Genomic DNA, 1,330 nt, shown 5'->3' with positions numbered 1-1,330 from the left:
GTGGCTGATGCCCGGTGCGGTCGCCGGGATCATCGCGATCATCAGTTCTTCGCCATGCTCGCCGGCGCGGCTGAAGCTGGCCGTGAGCAGGTCCATCGAGGTGCTCAGGCTGCACGGTTGCTTGCTGCCACTCAGGCGCACGCCGTCTGCCAGTTGCACGGCTTCCATGCCGGCATCGAGAATGCCGCCACCGGGCACGCCTTCAGCAAAGCCCGAAGCCAGCAGCAGGCGCTGCCGGGCGATGGCCGACAACAGCAGGCCTTCGGCGCCTGCGCCCTGGGCCACCACGGCGACCAGGCTCGCCACGGAAAACTGATGCATGGTGCTGGCCACGGCCAGCGAGGGCGACAGGGCACCGAGGGCCAGCTGCACGTGCAGCGCTTCGCGGGCGCTGGCACCCAGGCCCCCGCTGGCCTTGGGCACCAGCAGGGCAACCGGGCCGGTATGCTTGAACCAGTCCACCACCGGGCTGCCTGCAGCCTCGCGCTGTTCGAACGGCAATTCGCTCAGCAGGTTGGCAAAGCCTGGGGCAAAGCGTTGCAGGGCGTGCCTGGCGTTTTGCAGGAGTGACAAGGGCATGGCATCAATCCTTGATCTGGCTGTTCGGGAACAGGCCATGGATGATGGCGCTGATGTTGTCGCGGATCGCTTGCCGGGCAACCGGGTCGAGCATGTCGGCAAGCATCGGCAAGCCCAGGTCGAAGCAGGAGCGGAAGGCGATGCTGGCGCCTTCGGCGGTTTCGCTGACTTGCCACGAGCCGGAAAAGTGGTCGATGTCGCCCGCGGTCTGGCGAAAATGGATATGCAGGTTGGCGGGGTCGAAGACATCGCGCTCCTGCCATTTGAGGATGCCGCTGTGGAAGTTCACCTCCCAGTTGCTCAGCACCTCGTGCTCGTGGATCGACTCGATCTCGATGTTGCGCACCGATTCGCACAACTGCGGGTACACGCTGAAGTTGCTGATGGCGGCGTAGACCTGTTCGGCGCTCTGGCTGGGAACATGGGCGTTCAGGCTGACTTCTTTCATTACGGTGTCCTATTCGAAGGTGCGGGCAATGGCCCGGGCAAAGCCGCCCAGCAGCCACTCAACGTCGCTGTCGCTGTACAGGGCTGGCGGGGTCAGGCGAATTACCCGGTGATCGTTGAGCGAATGGTTGACCACGATGCGTTGGTCGATCAGGTGCATGACCATGTTTGCCGCCAGCCCCGCATCGGCGAACTCCAGGCCCAGCAACAGGCCGGCGCAGCGCAGCTGCACCTGGCTGCCGCAGGGGTGCTGGCGCAGTAGCGTCTGCAGGCCCAGTTGCAGGCGTTGCCCCAGGGCCTCGGC

1 protein-coding gene and 2 pseudogenes are annotated in these 1,330 nt (G+C 65.2%); all 3 read right to left on the bottom strand.

All coding sequences use genetic code 11. The annotated features are described in order from the left end of the window. Positions 1–579, bottom strand: a pseudogene (locus tag HP546_RS30315) (acyl-CoA dehydrogenase); the annotation flags it as partial. Positions 580–583: 4 nt separating this feature from the next. Continuing rightward, positions 584–1,027, bottom strand: a complete 444-nt coding sequence (locus tag HP546_RS30310; RefSeq protein ID WP_172233569.1) for a type II toxin-antitoxin system RatA family toxin — start codon at positions 1,025–1,027, stop codon at positions 584–586. A 9-nt stretch (positions 1,028–1,036) separates the two neighbouring features. Further along, positions 1,037–1,330 (bottom strand): annotated as a pseudogene (locus HP546_RS30305) (aspartate aminotransferase family protein); the annotation flags it as partial.

It is taken from the genome of Pseudomonas sp. CM25, assembly GCF_013179705.1.
In the GTDB taxonomy this organism is placed as follows: Bacteria; Pseudomonadota; Gammaproteobacteria; order Pseudomonadales; family Pseudomonadaceae; genus Aquipseudomonas.
The sequence above is the reverse complement of the archived record's forward strand: the minus strand, read 5'-3'. Positions and strand labels throughout refer to the sequence as shown.